The following is an 18,452-nucleotide window of genomic DNA, read 5'->3' as shown; positions in this document are numbered from 1 at the left end:
TTTGTTAGACCTGCCCTCGAAGCTCACTGGAGCGAACCGCGAAAGGGCAACATCATGAAAATCATGCTCAAAGTTCTGAACACCATCGTCATCGCCGTAGCTGTCGCCACCCCAGCCCTATCGGCCGATCTCAAGGTGACGTTTCCGAAGAGCAATGACCGGATGCTGCAGCCGGAAAACGCCTCCTGCATTTCGACATCTTCAGACAAGTCGGCACCCGGTCCCAACAAGAGCCTTGCCGTTTCCTGGTTGAACGGGCCGAAGGGCACGCGATCCTATGCGCTGACGATGGTCGACCCTGACGTGCCCACCGATTTCTCGCTGTTCAACAGAGCGGACAAAACCATTCCGAAGAATTTCAAGCGGATGGAATTCGTTCACTGGGTGCTGGCCGATATTCCCGCATCGCGCACCAGTCTTGCCGAAGGCGCGGACGGAAACGGCCCTTCAGCCAAAGGGCTGCCGCTCGAACGCACGGCCTATGGACGCCGCGGCCAGAATGGTGCTGGCGGCGGCAATTTGAAGGATGGGCCACATGGCGGTTATATGGGCGCTTGCCCGCCCTGGAATGACGAGCGGGTCCACAGCTATCACGTCACCGTCTATGCGCTCGATGTCGACCGGCTGAACCTGCCGGATCTCTTCACCCGCGCCGATCTGCTTGCCGCCGCGAAAGGCCATATCCTGGCATCGGGCAGCAAGGAACTGTTTTATACATTGAATGCAAAGGCTGAGAAATGACTGAGACGAGATGGGATGCAGCCGCACCGGCCGAGCCGGAAACCGCGCATTGGATGCGGAACCTGATCATCTGCCTCGTCGGCTCGTTCACGACGATCGTGGCGATGACGTTGCTGCTCCCCTTCCTGCCGCTCTATGTCGAGGAACTCGGCGTCAGCGACAAAGCCGCGATCGTGCAATGGTCCGGCATCGCCTATGGCGCCACCTTCTTTGCCGCCGCCTTCGTCGCGCCGCTCTGGGGACGGTTGGGCGACATCTATGGCCGCAAGCTGATGCTGATCCGCGCAAGCCTTGGCATGACGGTCGCCATCTCGCTGATGGGCATGGCCGGCAATGTCTGGCAGCTGGTGGCGCTGCGCCTCTTCACCGGTCTTGCCGGTGGCTATGCCTCGGGTTCGATGGTGCTGGTGGCAGCGCAAACGCCGAAGCATCGCTCGGCATGGGCGCTGGGCACGCTGTCCGCCGGCATCATGGCCGGCAACCTCGTCGGACCGCTGATCGGCGGCGCGCTGCCGCCGATTATCGGTATTCGCGGAACCTTCCTGCTGGCCGGCGGCGTGATCTTCCTGACCTTCCTGGCGACGACCTTCCTGATCAAGGAGGAAAAATCAACGGCGCGCAAGAAAGCGGCAAAGGCCAGTGGCAGCTGGGCTTCGATTCCGGACAAACGCCCCGTCGTCGCCATGCTGTCGCTCGGCCTCTTGCTGATGCTCGCCAATATGTCGATCGAGCCGATCATCACAGTCTATGTCGCGCAGTTCGTCACGGACGCCAATGTGACGATGGTCTCGGGTGTCGTCATGGCGGCCGCTGCGCTGGGCAGCATCCTGTCGTCCTCGTGGCTCGGCAAGCTCGCCGACCGCATCGGCTACTGGAGCGTCATCATGGCGGCGCTTGCTGTTGCGGCGCTGCTGCTGATACCGCAGGCTTTCGTGACCTCGGCCTGGCAGTTGATAGGCCTGCGTTTCCTGATGGGCGTGGCGCTCGGCGGCCTTCTGCCCTGCATCACCGCCGTTATCAGGCACAATGTTCCCGATGCGGCCACGGGCAGCATCCTCGGGCTCTCCATCTCCTCGCAATATGTCGGTCAGGTGGCAGGCCCAGTCCTGGGCGGCTTCGTCGGCGGCCATATCGGCATGCGCGCCGTGTTCCTCGGAACCTGCGTGCTGCTGGCGATCGGCGCGATCTATTGCTGGCGGGTCAGCCCGAAGAAGGAAGTGGAATAATCTGCCTTCGATAGAGGATATTCGAGATCGGAATCGCGGCCTGATCGCCGCGATTCTACCCAAGCCGTGTTGAACTCGGATGCGCTTTCGGTACTCTTTTCACCATTGGCAGTTGTGGATATCCGCTATGACGCTTCCAAACTTTGAAACCGAGCGACTGATCCTCATCCCTCGCACCATGGCCGACCTTGACGACTGCATCGCCATGGATCGCGACCCGGAAGTAACGCGCTTCATCCCAGGTCCGTGGCAGGACGTGGATGCGCACCGAACCTTCGTAAAAAGCCGGATCGAGGCGAATTTCGGCGATGGTTTGGGATATTGGTCGATCCGCGCCAAAGAGAATCTCAAGCAATTCCTCGGCTGGATATTACTGATACCTGCCGACGCCATCGGGCCTGACATCGAGATCGGATGGCGGCTGAACAGGCTTGCCTGGAGCAAGGGCTACGCGACGGAAGCGGCAAGGCCCGTTCTTGCCCATGCCTTCCAGACGCTCGAACTCGATCGCGTGATTGCCGATATCGCTCCTGGAAATGCGGCGTCCATTCGCGTTGCGCAAAAGCTCGGCCTCTCGCAGCCGCGCGAGACCACCTATCACGATGAGCCCTTTGCTTCGTACAGCATGACGAGAGCTACCTTCGAGGCTGAGCTTACGAGGCAGTGAACCCATTGCCTCGGCCGATGATAGCGGCTCACTCTTCGCCAGCGCTACGGCCGTGTGCCCAATCCATATAGAGGTCCAGTGCCTTGCGGGCGACCGGTCCTTCCTGGAATTCGCGATCATCGAGACGATTGACGCTGACGACCTTGGAATAGTTGCCTGTCGTGAAGATCTCGTCGGCGGTCATGAACTGCTCGACGGACAGGGTTTCCTCGCGCACGTCGAAGCCATCCCGTCGCAGCAGACCTATGACGCGGGCGCGGGTGATGCCGGCAAGGAAAGTACGATTTGCGACGGGCGTATAGACGATACCGTCCTTAACCATGAAGACGTTGGAGGATGCCGTCTCGACGACATTGCCGTTCATGTCGCGCACCAGCGCATTGTTGAAGCCGCGGCCCCTCGCCTCCAGGATCATGCGGCCGCTATTCGGATAGAGCGAGCCGGCCTTGGCGTCGGTCATCGCCGTTTCCGGCGACGGGCGGCGGAAGGGCGAGACAGTCAGCGTGATGCCGCCGGTGCCGCCGAGCGGCGCCTCGAACAGGCAGAGGGCGAAGCGCGTCGATTCCGCATCGACGGCGACGACGCTGCCCGGCGAGCCGTGCTCGCCCCAATACATGGGCTTGATGTAGATCGGAGTCTTGCCGTCGAATCTTTTGATGCCTTCCCAGGCGAGCGCTTCGATCTCCTGCGAGGTCTTGACCGGCTTCAGCCCCATGGCCACGGCCGAGCGATTGATGCGCTGGCAATGGAGATCGAGATCGGGCGCGATGCCATCGAACCAGCGGGCGCCATCGAACACGGTCGAGCCGAGCCACATGGCGTGCGAGGTCGGCCCAATCAGCGGCGGATTGCCGGAAAGCCATTCTCCTTCGACATAGGTCCAGGTGGCGGTGCGGGGCGACGTATCGACGGACATGGGGGTTTTCCTCTCCTAAAACAGTTCAGCTCACGGGATCTCTGAACCGCTCTACCTCTTTGTTTTCTCGCAATTCCGGGCACAAAACGGCTTCGTACTTTTGCTGGAATTGCTCCGGGTGGCGGAGAGCAAATAACCGTGCAACCCGCGGGTCAAGCAGAAACTGCGCGGCAAAATCCATTTGCAACAAAGCGCTTGATATCGCATTCATAACGCAATTTTCATGCGTCGAAACAACAGCTTGACGAATGGGTCCATCAGCAAAAGTGATGAACCATAGGGATCGTCAGGAGAGAGGGAGAACTCCCATGAAAGCGATGTATTACGAGGCCTTCGAGGCAACACCCGAAATCCGCACCCTGCCCGACCCGACGCCCGGTGAGGATAGCGTGGTCATCGCCGTCGGCGCGACCGGCCTTTGCCGCAGCGACTGGCATGGCTGGATGGGTCATGATCCAGATATCAAGCTGCCGCATGTGCCGGGCCACGAGCTCGCCGGCAAGGTCGTGGCAACCGGACGCGGCGTCGTCCGTTTCAAGGTCGGCGATCGCGTCACCGTTCCCTTCGTCTCCGGCTGCGGCCGCTGCGTCGAGTGTCACTCCGGAAACCAGCAGGTCTGCCCCAGCCAATTCCAGCCAGGCTTTACCCATTGGGGTTCCTTTGCCGAATATGTCGCGATCGACTATGCCGACACCAATCTCGTGCACCTGCCAGAATCTGTCGATGACGCGACGGCGGCAAGCCTCGGCTGCCGTTTCGCCACCTCCTTCCGTGCCGTTGCCGATCAGGCCAAGACGCGCCCCGGCGAATGGATCGCCGTCCATGGCTGCGGCGGCGTCGGGCTGTCGGCGATCATGATCGCCAGCGCGCTCGGCGCCAATGCCATCGCCGTCGACATTTCCGACGAAAAGCTCGCCTTTGCCCGCGAATGTGGCGCGGTCGCGACGATCAATGCGGCTGAGGTCACCGATGTAGCCGAGGCGGTGCGCGAGATCACCAAGGGCGGCGCCCATGTCTCGATCGACGCGCTCGGCCACCCCACCACCTGCTTCAACTCCATCAAGAACCTGCGCCGGCGCGGCCGGCATGTGCAGGTCGGCCTCATGCTCGGCGCCCATGCGACGCCGCAGATCCCGATGGCGCAGGTCATCGGCCATGAGCTGGAAATCTACGGCAGCCATGGCATGCAGGCCTGGCGCTACGATGCCATGCTCGACATGCTCGCCGCCGGCAAGATCACGCCGCAGAAGCTCATCGGCCGCAGGATCAGCCTGGAAGAGGCCGTTCCGGCACTGATGACGCTCGATAAGGCCGAGGGTAAGGGCATCAGCGTCATTACACGGTTCTGATATATCCCGGTGCTATGCGCATCGGGGGAAACGGTAATCCAGGAAGAGGATAGGCTTATGGCATGGTCTGCCGGCCAATATGTAAAATTCGAAGATGAACGCACGCGCCCGGCGCGTGACCTGCTGGCACAGGTGCCGCTGCAGCATGTCGAGCGGGCGATCGACCTTGGTTGCGGCCCGGGCAATTCGACCGAGCTAATCGTCGAGCGCTATGGCATTGCCGGCGTCTCCGGCCTCGATAGCGACGACAATATGCTGGAGGCCGCCCGCAAGCGCATGCCCGGCACGAGTTTCATCAAGGCCGATCTTGCCACGTGGCGGCCGGAAAAACCCGTCGACCTGCTCTTTGCCAATGCCGTGTTTCAGTGGTTGCCCAATCATCTCGACATTCTCGACCACCTGATGGACGGGCTGAAGCCTGGCGGCGTTCTTGCCGTGCAAATGCCCGACAACCTCACCGAACAGAGCCATCTGATGATGGAGGAAACGGCCAAGAATGGTCCTTGGAGCGAGGCCTTTGCGAAGAAGAGCGTACGCCGCAATCCCCTGCCCACGCCCTCGGTCTATTACAACAGGCTGATCGGCAAGTCGGCCCGGGTCGATATCTGGCACACGAACTATAATCATGCGCTGGAAAACGCGGCAGCCATTGTCGAATGGGTGAAGGGCACGGGCCTGCGCCCCTATCTCGACCATGCCGGCGCCGAGCATCGCGATGCCTTCACCGCCGAATATCTGAAGCATATCGAGCAGGCCTATCCGCCGCTTGTCGACGGCAAGGTGCTGTTGCGCTTTCCGCGGCTCTTCCTGGTCGCGGTGAAGAAATAGGATATTTATCAGCCGCGAAATGCCGACTGACGGCGGTGCGTCGATCCCATCGACAACCGGCATCGGCCCGCGCTACAGCGCCGCGCGCCACATGTGGCGCGCAAAGGCCGCTGTAACAGTTTAAATCTGCTGCATAATTTTATCCTTAAATCGATTCCGATTTGCGGAATTATGCAGTAGAACACCCACAGCCAAAGCTGAAACAGCAATAGCTCCGAGGAGATAGTCGATGTCGTCCAGAAGCCCCGAATATGGCCGCCAGAAGGAGATGCGCGCATGACCACCCCGGACGTCGCACCGGCTCCGCCGCTAACATTCGTAATCTTCGGTGCTGCCGGCGACCTTACGCGGCGCCTGCTGATCCCGACGCTGATCAACATGACCCGCAGCGGGCTCGTCGGCGAAGACCTGCATATTCTCGGCATCGGCATCGAGACCGGCGGCGTCGACATGCTGCTGGATCGTCTGGAATCATTTCTGAAGACCTCGGGCGACATGGACGATGCTGAGCGGCAGGCGGCATGGCAGAGCCTGCGCAAGCGCATTAGCTACATCTCCGGCGATTTCACCCAGAACGGCGTCTACAAGGAAATTTCGGATTATCTCTCGCATGCGCCGACCGCCAATGCAGCCTTCTATTTCGCCGTGCCGCCGCGCTTCTTCGGCGATATCGCCGAGAAACTCTCCGAAAACGGGCTGATGAACGAGGCGACCGGTGCCTTCCGTCGTATTGCGATCGAAAAGCCCTTCGGCCATGACCTTGCCTCGGCACAGGCTTTGAATGCGCGGCTGCTGAACCATGTGTCCGAAAGCCAGATCTATCGCATCGACCATTTCCTCGGAAAGGAAACGGTGCAGAACATCATGACGACGCGCTTCGCCAACATGATGATCGAGGCGCTATGGAACAACAATTATATCGACCACGTGCAGATCACGGCGGCAGAGCTTGTGGATGTCGGCACGCGCGGCAAATTCTACGATGCGACCGGCGCGCTTCGCGACATGGTGCCGAACCATCTTTTCCAGCTGCTGGCGATGGTGGCGATGGAACCGCCGAACAGCTTCGATGCCGAATCCATCCGCAATGAGAAGGGCAAGGTGCTGAAGGCGCTGCGCGTCTATTCGCGGGAGGAGGCAGTCAAGAACGGCGTGCGCGGCGCCTATACGGCCGGCCCGATTGCCGGCAGGGATCTGCCGGCCTTTACCCAGACACCCGATGTCGCGCCCGACAGCAACACCGAAACCTTCGTGGCGCTGAAGCTCTTCGTTGATACATGGCGCTGGGCGGGCGTGCCCTTCTACCTGCGCACGGGCAAGGCGATGAAGGCACGGGATACGGAAGTGGTCATCACCTTCCGGCCGGTGCCCTTCGCCCAGTTCCCGCGCCACGAGTCGCGTCCCGAGCTGCCGCCGAACAGGCTCATCATTCAGGTGCAGCCCGACGAGGGCCTCGACATGGAAATCTCGATCAAATCGCCGGGGCTGGTGCTGAAAACCGCGCCGGTTTCGCTCGATTTCCGCTATGCCGACAGTTTCGATATCGGCAAGCAGACCGGCTATGAAAGCCTGTTCTACGAACTCTTCGTCGGCGACCAGACGCTCTTCCAGCGTGCCGACGGCATCGAAGCCGGCTGGGCGGCCGTGCAGCCCTTCCTCGATCTCTGGGCAGAGGGCGGCAAACCCGATCCTTACGCCCCCGGCAGCACCGGCCCGGCCTGCGCCGACGAACTCATCGAACGCGACGGCCGCAAATGGCATGAGATCGACGGGACGCCGAAGGGTAGGAAGGTGTAGGATTGCCCGCTGGTCTGGGTGGCGGAGGCGCTCATGCCGACGCCGCAATCTGGATGGCCAGATCCTTGCCCATGAAGGGACGGTCCGCAACTCCGCCTTGGCCATGGCCCATAGCCCATCGTTCAGGCCATATGCTGCGCTCGAGACCGGTTGCCGATGCACCCTTGAGCGAGCTCCACCCGTGGTCGGTCGGCATACGAAAGAGCATGCCACCGGGGCCCATGCCGGCGTGCAGGGCGATATCTATATCGAATGGTCGGCCCGGAGCGAGATCAGGCCCGAACCAATAATGCGGACTGCGGCCTGGATCGCGGCCAAGAACCAAAGTCAATGTCTGCCGGGGGCCACGCAAGCCCAGCCATACGGGGGCGATCTCTCCGGGTCCGAAAGCAGAAAATAGCGTTTGCGCCGAGGCATGCGCCTCGTCCGTCAAGCATCCAGATATCCGGAGGTGAACGATATAATCATCGCCCTTGAGACCGCCAAAATCGGCTTCATTCAATCCTGGCGATAGATGTCGCAAGGTCTTGGCTGATTTGAACGGCCATTGCAGCCGCTCGCGAACGATGCCGTCGGTGTCGAGCACCTGATAGCGGAATCCGTCCGCATCCAATGCGGCCTGAACGCAATGGAGATATTCCACGCCTTCCGGCATGCGGTGCGCCGTCCCTGCTCCCGCAGTGCAAAGCTGCAGGACGCCGCGATGAACTTGAATGTCGAAAACCAGCATATGGCTGCAGACATAAGCCAGGACATCGGCGTCCACGAGAATATCCCAGAACGGCTTCGCATATTCGTGACCGATCTCCCGCTGGTATGTACCGGAATAGCCGTTGACGGGGAAAACAGGGTGATGACCCAGCACGATCTTATGCCTGGCATCGGAATGCGCCTTCAGCGTCGCTTCCAGCCATTCCGTCTCGACGTGCCCTTCGCCACCCAACCCCGTCCACAACGTATGTACGAACACCAGCAGCAGATCATCGCGACGAACCCAGTAGGATAATCCCTCCTGCCCTTCCGGCCCGTTTTCGGGCAGCTGAAGGACTTCGCGGAAAATCCGCTCGCTCATCTCGTCATAGGTCGTGTGGTTGCCTGTCGTATGCCAAAGCTGCGTTTGACGGCGATCGAGCCATGCCATCTCATGATCAAGCCAATGCCGCCATTGCGCCCGCAACGCATCCGGATCGGCGGTTAGCCCGATGATCTCGTCTCCCGGAAACAGAATGAATTCCGGGTGCGGATCGAGCCTGCGCAGGATCTGATTGACGCTGGCGAAAGTGCTTTCATGAAGGGCGCCAGGGATACCGGAACAGGCATCACCATAGAGGACGAACTGGTGACCGGACCTGCTTGGCATAAGGGCCGGGATAGGGCTGTCTGGCACGAATCTGCCTCCTCAAAAACGACGGCCCTCGCCCAAGGGCGAAGGCCGAGATCGAAGTAATCAATGCTTAAACTGCGGAACGTACCCATGAAGTCAACGGATGAAACCGATGGCTATCGGCCAGTCGGCTCTCTCGTCATCAGGAGAACGCTTCTTCAGCCTCAAATGAACTGGTGCAGGCCCGGGACGGAATTGACGACTTGGTCGACAACCTCGTCGCCGGCGTGCTGGCGAGCCGTTGCAATCGTTTCCTTGGCGAGCGAGCCGATTTCACCCATGCTGAGACCGCTGCTCATCAGCTGCTGGCCGAGCGCCATCAGGCCGCCGCCACCGCCGACTGCGCTAAGCAAGCCGCCGATCAGGCCGCCGCCACCCGTTTCCTCGCCGTTATATTGTGCAACGAGATCGGAGGCGCCCGGGATGGATTCGATCATCTTGGTGACGGGGCCATCCGGAGCTTCGCGCTGCAGGAAGCCGAGAATCATGCCGACGGCCTTTTCCGCGAGATCGGGAGCGATGCCGGCTTTGGTCGCGATCTGATCAATAACTTCGTTCACTGTGGCCTCCTGCCTTTATAACGTTAACGTCAACGTAACTGAATGCGGCAACCGGCACAAGACGCCCCCGCGGCTATCATTCTACCAGAAGCGGAACCTCGACGCGAATGGTTGTCCCTCTTCGCGCGAGTTCTTATAACAGTGTCAGGGCAAATCGATGAATGGCCCTTGCAGCTTTCTGAAGCTGCTGTGCCGCCGCCCTAGAACCGGATGATTTCGGATCCAATCGATCCGAAATCATCCGGTTCTAGAATCATATAGGTAGAGCGTGATGTCGTCTGAAAACCGGTGACATTTTTCGGCAGCATGCTCTGGAGCATTTCCGCTTTTCTTCGAATCGCGAAAACGCTCTATCTTTTTGTTTTTATGCAGTTCCGGACGCAAAACCGCTTCGCACTTTTGCTGGACGTGCTTTAAGGAGACGACACCATGCCGCAGCAGGATGGACAGATTTTCGTGGGCGCGAGCCGCAATCCGGATGACAGCATCAACAAGGACGAGTTCCTGACGCTAAAATTCGGCAACCGTCACGGCCTCGTCACGGGCGCCACCGGCACTGGCAAGACGGTGACGCTGCAGGTGCTGGCGGAAGGATTTTCCAAGGCCGGCGTGCCCGTCTTCTGTGCCGACATCAAGGGCGATCTTTCAGGTATCGCCGCCAAGGGCGAGCCGAAGGACTTCCTGCTGAAACGCGCCGAGGAAATCAACCTGTCGCCCTATGAGTTCGACCAGTTCCCGGTGATCTTCTGGGACCTCTATGGCGAAAAGGGCCATCGGGTGCGCACCACCATCGCCGAGATGGGGCCGCTGCTGCTGGCACGCTTGATGGATGCGTCCGAGGCGCAGGAGGGCGTGCTCAACATCGCCTTCAAGATCGCCGATGAGAACGGCCTGGCACTGCTCGACCTCAAGGACCTGCAAGCGCTGCTGAACTATATGGGCGAGAATGCCAGCGAGCTTTCGACGAAATACGGCCTGATATCGAAATCGTCAGTCGGTTCGATCCAGCGGGCCATGCTTGTTCTGGAACAGCAGGGCGCGGAAAACTTCTTCGGCGAGCCGGCGCTCAAAATCTCCGACATCATGCGGATCAGCAATGACGGCTACGGGCAGGTATCGGTGCTGGCAGCAGACAAGCTGATGATGAACCCGCGCCTCTATGCCACCTTCCTGCTGTGGCTGCTCTCCGAGCTGTTCGAGGAACTGCCCGAAGTCGGCGATCCGGAAAAGCCGAAGCTGGTCTTCTTCTTCGACGAGGCCCACCTGCTCTTCAACGACGCGCCGAAGGTGTTGATCGAACGCGTGGAGCAAGTGGTGCGATTGATCCGCTCAAAGGGCGTCGGCGTCTATTTCGTGACGCAGAACCCGCTCGACGTCCCGGAGACGGTGCTGGCACAGCTCGGCAATCGCGTGCAGCATGCGCTTCGCGCTTATACGCCGCGCGAGCAGAAGGCCGTGCAGACGGCGGCCTCGACCTTCCGGCCCAATCCGGCCTTCGATTGCGCCACCGTCATCACCACGCTCGGCACGGGCGAGGCGCTCGTGTCGATGCTGGAGGGCAAGGGGGCGCCGTCCGTCGTCGAGCGCACGCTGATCCGCCCGCCATCCGGCCGTATCGGCCCCGTCACGGATGGCGAGCGTCAAGCCATCATCAACGGCAGTCCGGTTGCAGGCGTCTATGACCAGACGATCGACCGCGAATCAGCCTATGAGATCCTGACGGAGCGTGCGCGCAAGGCGGCCGCACCGCAGAACGACAGTGCCGGCGATGGCTGGACGCTGCCGGGCTTCGGCGGCGACAGCAGCAAGCCAGCCGGTCGCCGTTCGGGCTATCAGCGCGAGACGATCCTGGAAGCGACGATGAAAAGCATGGCGCGCACGGTGGCAACGCAAGTCGGACGGGCGCTGGTGCGCGGTATTCTTGGCAGCCTGAAGCGGTAGAAGATTACCCTCCCCTTGAGGGGCAGGGGTATCGCATATGGAGGCGGACGAGCACCATAAGCTCCTTCTCCCCAGCGGGGAGAAGGTGGCCCGAAGGGTCGGATGAGGGGGTTATCGATTTGAATTCATGGATTTTTGTGGTCTTGGCGGCCCCCCCCCCTCATCCGCCTGGCGGCACCTTCTCCCCGCTGGGGAGAAGGGGGACAGCGGCGATCTCCGCTCATATGCGATAGCCCTCCCCTTGAGGGGGAGGGTCGGAGCGAAGCTCTGGGGTGGGGTGATCCGCGGCGACCTTTCCAGTTCCGAATATCGCCCCCACCCGCCGCTTGCGGCGGCCTCCCCCTCAAGGGGAGGTGCTACTTCCCTCAAGGGGAGGTAAAGATCAGCGCACCGGCGCGACCAGCGAGAAGAACGCGCCCTGCGGATCGGTTGCCTGGACGATCCAGCTGCCGCCGGGCACTTCCATCGGGCCGTTGGCGATCCTGCCGCCGCCCTCCGTGATGCGGGCGATCGCGGCGTCGATCGCCGGAACGTTGATGTAGAAATTCCAGGCCGCCATCGGCATTTCCGCCGGCTTGGTCATGATGCCGCCGAAGTCTCGATCGCCGATCTTGAAGATCTTGTATTTGCCCATCGGCCCCATGTCGAAATCGGGTAAGCGCTAATTTCGGGGGTTATTAAGAGGCGATTTTGCGGTCTTCGGCCTGGGGATTGCCGATTACTTTATGATTTGAGGTTGGATCGTCGCGAATCAGACGGCGGCTTCAACACTCGAGCGCTTGGGGAAGTTGAAGGGGAGCAGGTCGTCAATATTGTCGTCGGGACGCCGCTGGGGCAGTTCCGCGAGGACGTGTCGCAGCCACGCAAGGGGTTCGATGCGGCATGCGCGGCAGGTCAACATCAGACTATAGATGACGGCACTGGCCTTTGCTCCGTCTACGGTATCGCTAAAGAGCCAGGATTTTCTTCCCGTTGCAAAGATTCTGATGTCTCGTTCCAAAAGGTTGTTGTCGATCGGCATGTTGCCATCTTGGGTGTAGCGGATCAGGTATTCCCACTGGTTCCGCGTATACGAGACCGCATCCTCAAGCTTGCTTTCCGGCAAAACCTTCGGGGCAATCTTGTCGAGCCATTCCTTGAGGGCATTCAGGACGGGAATGCTGTGCTGTTGACGAAAGCGACGAATACAGTCAGCCTGCGTTTCACCATCATTTGGCTTTTCCTCGCGAGCCTGTTTTTCAATCCGGTAAAGTTGCTCGAAGAATTTCAGCGCCTGTTCCGGTGGTCCCCCGCCTTTCTTTCTGGCTCGCAGCGCCTCGACAAAGCGCCGCCGTGAATGAGCCATGCACCCGATATGGGTGGCACCTTTCAAGGTGCGCCAGGCCGCATAACCGTCGCTCACCAATATACCGCGATAATCTCCAAGGAAGGCTTGCGGATATTGCTGCCCTCGACCGGGCTGATAATCGAGCAGCACGATCGGTTCGTCACTATCCTGGCTGCTGCGATACGCCCACATGTAGGATATGCTGGTGGGAGTCTTGTCCTTTTCCTTCAGCACCTGAACCGTGGTCTCGTCGCCGTGGATGAGGGAATGGGATCTGAGCCGCAGTTTTAGCGCGTCATAGATCCGATGCAGATGCTTCTCGCTGGAACCGATCACCCAATGTCCGAGAGCCCCACGACTAACGGGAACGCCAGCCCGTTCGAAGGCCTTGCTCAACCGATAGAGCGGTGTGCCGTCAACAAACTTGTGAACGAGCGCGAAGGCCAGCGTCGAAGCCGTGGCGATGCTGCCCGGCAAAGGTTGCGCAGGCATCGGGGCAATAACGATCGGTGTTTTGATGCCGGTACGGTCGCAGTTTCGGCACGCATATTTGGCACGCGCATTCTGCAAGACCTTGGCCTTCACCTCGATGTGAAGCTGCTCGGTGACCAGTTCACCCATGCGATGCAGCCGGCGACTGCAACATGGACAAATCTTCTGATCGTCGGGGAGGTCGTATTCGACACGTTCGCGTGGCAGGTTTGAAGGAAGCGGTTTACGTCCGCGCTTTTTGCCTTGCCCCGCCTCGGTGTCCGGCAATCCCGTCTCTGGCAATTCAGCGGTGTCCACATCATCGGTATCGGCGAGGTCTTCGTCCGCATCTGCCTCAAGGGCAGCCTGTTCGGCTTCGTTGAAGACGCGATCAACACCCTTCTCACTACGCGGAGCAAAACGGTGCAGTCGCGCCAGGGCCAATTCTTCCTCAAGTTTGAAGACACGTTCGGAGAGCTTCTGGTTCTCCGCTTGCAGCGCAGCTATCTGCGCCATCAGTTCTTCAACAGTGGGGTTGTCGGTTCGATTCATCCCAATGCTTGAATCGAACGCGACCAACGGCGTCAATAAATGAATTCAGATTTTGTTACGATATTCGCATCAACCAGCAATTCTATATTGCCGTACCGGATGGCGAACCATCGCATCGATATCGATACCGTCAAGTAACCAGTGTAATTGTTCCGTCGTAAGCTGCACTATTGTTTCCTGACGCTGTGGCCAGCGGAATTTGTCGTCGGTCAATCGCTTCAATATGAGCACAAAGCCGGATCGATCGAAGAACAAAATCTTCATTCGGTCCCGACGCCGGTTGCAAAATGCAAAGATCGCTGGCGTGAACGGGTCGAGTTCCATCTCCTCCTGGACAAGGACTGCAAGGCTGTTGATCCCGCCCCGGAAGTCGATGGGATCACGGTGCAGATAGACCTGAACGTCAGAGGCAAACTTAAACATCCCTAACCGCTCCGATGACGGCTGTTAATGTCCGTACATCATCGCATTCCAGCGATAACGTCACACCGTTGGGCAAAGTCACATTCAGCTTGGTGACAGAAGAGAGTGACGCCACCTTCGCAGATGCCAGCTGCATCGCGCCAGGATTGCTCGCAGCCAAATCCAGCGCGTGAGCACTATTATGTCCAGGTATGACGCCACTTGTAGCAGGCTCGATGCGAACCGGAATAAAAGCCGACGCCAAAGGTGGCGATGGTGACAAGGCTTCCATTTCCGCTGCCTTGTGCTTACGCACCCATTTGCGCACAAGGTTCGTATTTATCCCGTGATCAATGGCAACGCGCGACAGCGATGCGCCGGGCTCAAGGGCGCAAGCAACAACCTGCTTCTTCCATGCACGATCGTAGTGATGGTTGCCTTGCCGGTCGACAAACAGCACGTGCGGTTTGTCTCCATTCGCTCCCATAGTTCCCATCGGTGTCCACCCTTTCAGTCGGTGGACACCCTTTGCACCACTCCATTCAACCAATGAAGGTGCTTAGAAATGAGCGTTTACGAAATCGGAGCTCAGCTCCCAGCCGAACATCTCGCTATAGAAATCGAAGGCCTTCGGGCCGTCGTTGGAATAGAGCTCGTGCCAGCCGAAATAGCCCGGTGTCGCAGGCGCAGGCGGCTCCCAATCCTGGCCCGGCAGCGGGGTGAACAGGCAGAAGGCAGCGCCATAGGGATCGGAGACGACGGAGAACCGGCCGACGCCTGGAATATCCGTGGGCTCGCGATAGGTCTTGCCGCCCTTGGCGACAACGGTGTTGGTGGCTTCATCGACATTGGCAACGCCGATATAGCCGGTCCAGCACGGCGGCGTGCCCATGGCCTTTGCCTCGTCAGGCAGGATCATTAAACCGGCAACAGGGCCCGCACCGGCGCTGAACAGCGTATAGTCCATGCCGACATCAGGCATGCCGGCATCCGCCGCATCCCAGCCGACGACCTTGGTATAGAAGGCTTCCGCCGCCTTCATGTCCGTCGTCATCAGCTCGTACCAGACAAAATATCCCTTCTCAGCCATAACATCGCTCCCTATCGTGATTGTTGCGGTCATCCGTCTCATCCTGAGCCTGATGTCGGCGCAAGCACATCATGGCCGATGAAAGTGACGGCCGAACGATGGTCAATCGGTTGATCCGTCGTTCCCCGGCGAGCAGGCTCCAGGTCTTAACTAGGCGCAAGGCATAATAATTCGACCCCTTGTGCCGCATGGCATGAATTTGGCGGTCTCGTCACGCCCTCAATGGCAGCAGGAATGCGCTTTCGCGGCATCCTCATATTCGTCATGGCGGCGAACGAAATCCATGGTGTGGCCTTCATTCCGGCCCTTCGGCGCATTGTCGAGGATCATCAGCGTACCGATCATTTCCTCGCCGCCGCGGGCATAGCTGGAATAGGTGTGGAAGATATTGCCCGCTTCATCCTTGTAGAAAGCGCTGAGACCAGGCAACTCGTCATTGCCGTCGGCGGCGTCCATATCATTGAAATTATAGAACACCTTTTCACCGGCGAGCTGCTCTTTGGTGAAAGAGACGTGATAGTCGAAATTGAAATCGTTGGAGAAGGACGACACCCAGGGGAATTTCCAGCCCATGCGTTTCTTGTAGACCTCCACCTTCTCCAGCGGCGCGCGGGACACCGCAACCAGCGTGACATCGTGGTTGTTGAGATGCGGCAAGGTGCCATCGAAATGATCGGCAAGGAAAGAGCAGCCGGTGCATCCGGCATCCCAATCCGGGCCGAGCATGAAATGATAGATGATCAGCTGACTGCGTCCGTCGAAGAGATCGGCGAGCGTCTTTTTGCCGGCCGGCGTGTCGAAAACATAGTCCTTCTCGACCTTCACCCAAGGCAAGGCCAGGCGTTCCGCATTGACGCGATCGCGAAGATGCGTGGCTTCCTTTTCCTTGGCAAGCAGTTGACGGCGGGCCTCGAGCCACACTTCCCTGGAAACGACCTGGTTCATTGTCCGCGCCCTCCTCCGGCGTTTTCATTTCCAAATCTTGACAAATATATTGATATCAATATTAATGAATCATGTCAAACGCAGTTGAAATACCCTTTGAAACCACGCTATTAGTCCGCGACACGTGCCTGTGCCTGCATGTTCAGCGGGCGGCGCGCGCTCTTGCCCGTCGCTTTGACGAGGCGCTGCGGCCGTTCGGACTCACCAACGGCCAGTTTTCCCTGATGATGTCGCTGAACCGACCCGCGCCAGCGCCCATGGGATCGGTCACGGCACTCCTGGCAATAGACCAAACGACGCTGACGGCGGCCTTAAAGCCGCTGGAACGGCGGGGATGGGTGAGCATCGTGCCCAATCCAAAAGACCGCCGTGCCCGCCTGCTCAGCCTCACGCCATCGGGAAAGGCAGCGCTTGCTGCCGCCGTGCCGATCTGGAAGACGACGCACGCCGCCCTCGAAGAGCGATTGCCCGATGGCAATGGCGACCGCCTGCGCAGCGATCTTGCTATTCTGCTTTGAACTGCGGTTCAGACAATCGCGGATCGCCCTCGAAATCCTGCCTTTCAAAGCCGATACGGCGCCGTGGGAATTCGCACAGCGCCTGCACCCCGACGCGAGACAGCCGGATGCGCCAGGTCTGGCGCTCGATGGGCTCTCGGGCAGAGAAGGCTTTGGCCGTGAGCAGCGCTATATTCATGCCTCCGCGAGGATCACGGACAGAACGATAGAGGATTGCCTCGATGCCACCGGCTCGGGCCGCTTCCGCAAGCGACTGGCAGGCTTCGTAGTTGACCGGATCGGTCCACAGTTTCCGATCGCGATCCAAGGGAGGCGCCGCCAGATCGATGGCCGCCTTCGTCGCAATCGCAGCAGAAAAGGCGGTATATTCCGCAGCATTGGCAGGCAACGGCGTGTCAGGGGAATCACGGAAGAAGAGCAGCCGATAGAAGCTCATTTCAGCCAGCGCCGTCTCCACCTGCTCCGAGGCATAGAAAACGCCGAGCGTACGGCCGGCGCGCCGGAAACGGGAACCGTGGGGATAGATCGCCCCATAGCGGAAGGGTGTGGCAAGGAGATAGTCGAGCCCGGCGCATTCAGGCGGCAAAACCGGCTTGCTTTCCTCCAGGATGCTTTCGAGAAGCGCCTGCTCTTCCAGCGTATCGACAAGCTTCAGCGTCGAGACCTGATGCTGCGATTCCACCAGCCGCCAATATTGGCCGGAAATGGACCTCGCCTCAGACGAGAGCGCGGCGGGCGTCCAGATAGGCAAGGACATCGGTCAAACCAGAAATCGAGACGATCTTGTCGATCGGTGCTGCGCCAAAGGCGATATTGCTGTTACGCAGCCATTGCCGCGCCACAGCCTCGTCGCCGCCGACGATAGCGTCGAGCGAACGGAAGAGACGAACAAGAAGCACGGCAAGCTCGAAAGGCTTGCTATCACGCTCCAGTAGATGATCCTGCCGCTTCATGCGCGATACCGTCGCCTCAGACACGCCAATGATGGCCGCAAGGATGCGGGCGTTCAATCCCAGCCTCTCGGCGGCATTGACGACGGCCTTGGTGATGACTAGCGCTTCGCCGGCCATCGGCTGGCCTATTGTCTGGGCTTTTATCATAACCGCTACCTTTCCTAAGAAAAGATATAGCATTTTTCTTGCAAAAGAAAAGGAGCCACAGATCAAACTGCCGCTCCTTTTCAATATATTCGATATTTCCGGCCTTCAATCAGCCGGTGGCGCGTTTTGCATCAGACAACAGCAACCGGCACTTCGGTCGAGGTGCGCATGGCGTGGCTGTAGGGGCATACGATATGGGCGGCGGCAGCAAGCTTTTCAGCTTCGGCCTTGTCCATGCCGGGAATGTGGACAGCCAGCGAAACTTCGATGCCGAAGCCGGTTCCATCCGCGCGAGGACCAATCCCGACAGTTGCCGTGACCTTGGCATCTTCCGGAATCTTGACCTTCTGCTGGCCTGCGACAAATTTCAGTGCACCCAGGAAGCAGGCGGAATAGCCGGCTGCAAAGAGCTGCTCCGGATTGGTGCCGGTAGCGCCGTCGCCACCGAGCTCCTTCGGCACGGTCAGCGTGACGTCAAGGACGCCATTTTCGGAAACTGCATGGCCGGCGCGGCCACCGGTGGCGGAAGCTTTGGTGGTATAGAGAATAGGCATGTCATGTCTCCTTCGGTTGGATGGATTTTATATACGTCACGATTTAATCGTGCGCAATATATATTTCAAAAATTAATTCGTCAC

The 18,452-nt window shown here is 59.5% G+C and carries 18 protein-coding genes and 2 pseudogenes; 8 read left to right on the top strand and 12 right to left on the bottom strand.

Annotation, left to right across the window (positions count from 1 at the left end):
- Positions 1-54: 54 nt before the first annotated feature.
- From I8E17_RS03250 to I8E17_RS03240, 3 genes are all read left to right on the top strand, one after another.
- Entirely contained in the window at positions 55-741 is a 687-nt protein-coding gene (locus I8E17_RS03250; protein ID WP_069616034.1) for a YbhB/YbcL family Raf kinase inhibitor-like protein, read from the top strand.
- Positions 738-1,967 (top strand): MFS transporter, encoded by a 1,230-nt coding sequence (locus I8E17_RS03245; RefSeq protein ID WP_069616033.1) that lies wholly within the window; start codon positions 738-740, stop codon positions 1,965-1,967. Before I8E17_RS03250 ends, I8E17_RS03245 begins: the two co-directional genes overlap by 4 nt.
- Positions 1,968-2,094: 127 nt before the next feature.
- On the top strand, positions 2,095-2,634 hold the full coding sequence (locus I8E17_RS03240) for a GNAT family N-acetyltransferase (RefSeq protein WP_069616032.1): 540 nt from the start codon (positions 2,095-2,097) through the stop codon (positions 2,632-2,634).
- A gap of 28 nt (positions 2,635-2,662) precedes the next feature.
- Here I8E17_RS03240 and I8E17_RS03235 read toward each other — a convergent pair whose 3' ends face one another.
- On the bottom strand, positions 2,663-3,550 hold the full coding sequence (locus I8E17_RS03235) for a branched-chain amino acid aminotransferase (RefSeq protein WP_069616031.1): 888 nt from the start codon (positions 3,548-3,550) through the stop codon (positions 2,663-2,665).
- Between the two features lie 308 nt (positions 3,551-3,858).
- Here I8E17_RS03235 and I8E17_RS03230 point away from each other — a divergent pair, with 308 nt between their 5' ends.
- From I8E17_RS03230 to zwf, 3 genes are all read left to right on the top strand, one after another.
- The gene (locus I8E17_RS03230; RefSeq protein ID WP_069616029.1) at positions 3,859-4,899 is read left to right on the top strand and encodes a zinc-dependent alcohol dehydrogenase family protein; all 1,041 of its coding nucleotides are present in this window, start codon (positions 3,859-3,861) and stop codon (positions 4,897-4,899) included.
- A 57-nt stretch (positions 4,900-4,956) separates the two neighbouring features.
- On the top strand, positions 4,957-5,727 hold the full coding sequence (gene tam / locus I8E17_RS03225) for a trans-aconitate 2-methyltransferase (RefSeq protein WP_069616028.1): 771 nt from the start codon (positions 4,957-4,959) through the stop codon (positions 5,725-5,727).
- Between the two features lie 276 nt (positions 5,728-6,003).
- A complete protein-coding gene (gene zwf / locus I8E17_RS03220; RefSeq protein WP_069616027.1) occupies positions 6,004-7,524 on the top strand; it encodes a glucose-6-phosphate dehydrogenase in 1,521 nt (506 codons plus the stop codon).
- A 31-nt stretch (positions 7,525-7,555) separates the two neighbouring features.
- On the opposite strand, the gene I8E17_RS03215 is transcribed toward zwf, so the two are convergent.
- Together I8E17_RS03215 and I8E17_RS03210 are read right to left on the bottom strand one after the other, a co-directional pair.
- Entirely contained in the window at positions 7,556-8,911 is a 1,356-nt protein-coding gene (locus I8E17_RS03215) for a metallophosphoesterase (RefSeq protein ID WP_113366336.1), read from the bottom strand.
- 161 nt (positions 8,912-9,072) lie between these two features.
- Positions 9,073-9,468 (bottom strand): hypothetical protein, encoded by a 396-nt coding sequence (locus I8E17_RS03210; RefSeq protein ID WP_069616025.1) that lies wholly within the window; start codon positions 9,466-9,468, stop codon positions 9,073-9,075.
- 429 nt (positions 9,469-9,897) lie between these two features.
- Here I8E17_RS03210 and I8E17_RS03205 point away from each other — a divergent pair, with 429 nt between their 5' ends.
- Positions 9,898-11,409 (top strand): helicase HerA-like C-terminal domain-containing protein, encoded by a 1,512-nt coding sequence (locus I8E17_RS03205; protein ID WP_069616024.1) that lies wholly within the window; start codon positions 9,898-9,900, stop codon positions 11,407-11,409.
- Between the two features lie 382 nt (positions 11,410-11,791).
- On the opposite strand, the pseudogene I8E17_RS03200 reads toward I8E17_RS03205, so the two are convergent.
- The 6 genes and pseudogenes from I8E17_RS03200 to I8E17_RS03175 form a co-directional block, all read right to left on the bottom strand.
- A pseudogene (locus I8E17_RS03200) lies at positions 11,792-12,061 on the bottom strand (VOC family protein); the annotation flags it as partial.
- A gap of 99 nt (positions 12,062-12,160) precedes the next feature.
- Positions 12,161-13,759, bottom strand: coding sequence for an IS66 family transposase (locus I8E17_RS03195; RefSeq protein WP_113367574.1), 1,599 nt, complete (start codon positions 13,757-13,759; stop codon positions 12,161-12,163).
- Between the two features lie 69 nt (positions 13,760-13,828).
- Positions 13,829-14,182 (bottom strand): IS66 family insertion sequence element accessory protein TnpB, encoded by a 354-nt coding sequence (gene tnpB / locus I8E17_RS03190; RefSeq protein WP_113367575.1) that lies wholly within the window; start codon positions 14,180-14,182, stop codon positions 13,829-13,831.
- Positions 14,175-14,621, bottom strand: a complete 447-nt coding sequence (locus I8E17_RS03185; RefSeq protein ID WP_162750996.1) for a transposase — start codon at positions 14,619-14,621, stop codon at positions 14,175-14,177. Before I8E17_RS03185 ends, tnpB begins: the two co-directional genes overlap by 8 nt.
- Before the next feature lie 135 nt (positions 14,622-14,756).
- Positions 14,757-15,251 (bottom strand): annotated as a pseudogene (locus tag I8E17_RS03180) (VOC family protein); the annotation flags it as partial.
- A 219-nt stretch (positions 15,252-15,470) separates the two neighbouring features.
- Positions 15,471-16,196: a thioredoxin family protein gene (locus tag I8E17_RS03175; RefSeq protein WP_069613862.1), complete on the bottom strand. Its 726-nt coding sequence runs from the start codon at positions 16,194-16,196 to the stop codon at positions 15,471-15,473.
- 71 nt (positions 16,197-16,267) lie between these two features.
- Between I8E17_RS03175 and I8E17_RS03170 the strand changes: the two genes are divergently transcribed.
- The gene (locus I8E17_RS03170) at positions 16,268-16,714 is read left to right on the top strand and encodes a MarR family transcriptional regulator (protein WP_069613861.1); all 447 of its coding nucleotides are present in this window, start codon (positions 16,268-16,270) and stop codon (positions 16,712-16,714) included.
- Here I8E17_RS03170 and I8E17_RS03165 read toward each other — a convergent pair.
- The 3 genes from I8E17_RS03165 to I8E17_RS03155 all read right to left on the bottom strand — a co-directional run bounded on the left by I8E17_RS03165 (position 16,701) and on the right by I8E17_RS03155 (position 18,368).
- The gene (locus I8E17_RS03165) at positions 16,701-17,471 is read right to left on the bottom strand and encodes an RES family NAD+ phosphorylase (RefSeq protein WP_083258230.1); all 771 of its coding nucleotides are present in this window, start codon (positions 17,469-17,471) and stop codon (positions 16,701-16,703) included. The two genes, I8E17_RS03170 and I8E17_RS03165, sit on opposite strands and share 14 nt — an antisense overlap.
- Positions 17,431-17,814 carry an MbcA/ParS/Xre antitoxin family protein gene (locus I8E17_RS03160; protein WP_069613859.1) on the bottom strand — a complete coding sequence of 128 codons (384 nt, stop codon included), beginning with the start codon at positions 17,812-17,814 and terminating at the stop codon, positions 17,431-17,433. The genes I8E17_RS03165 and I8E17_RS03160 overlap by 41 nt, the downstream gene beginning before the upstream one ends.
- A gap of 131 nt (positions 17,815-17,945) precedes the next feature.
- Positions 17,946-18,368 (bottom strand): organic hydroperoxide resistance protein, encoded by a 423-nt coding sequence (locus tag I8E17_RS03155; protein ID WP_069613858.1) that lies wholly within the window; start codon positions 18,366-18,368, stop codon positions 17,946-17,948.
- Positions 18,369-18,452: the final 84 nt, after the last annotated feature.

It is taken from the genome of Rhizobium sp. AB2/73 (assembly GCF_020871915.1).
GTDB lineage: Bacteria > Pseudomonadota > Alphaproteobacteria > Rhizobiales > Rhizobiaceae > Rhizobium > Rhizobium dioscoreae.
Note: the sequence above shows the minus strand (reverse complement) of the source record. Positions and strands in the feature narration are given on the sequence as shown.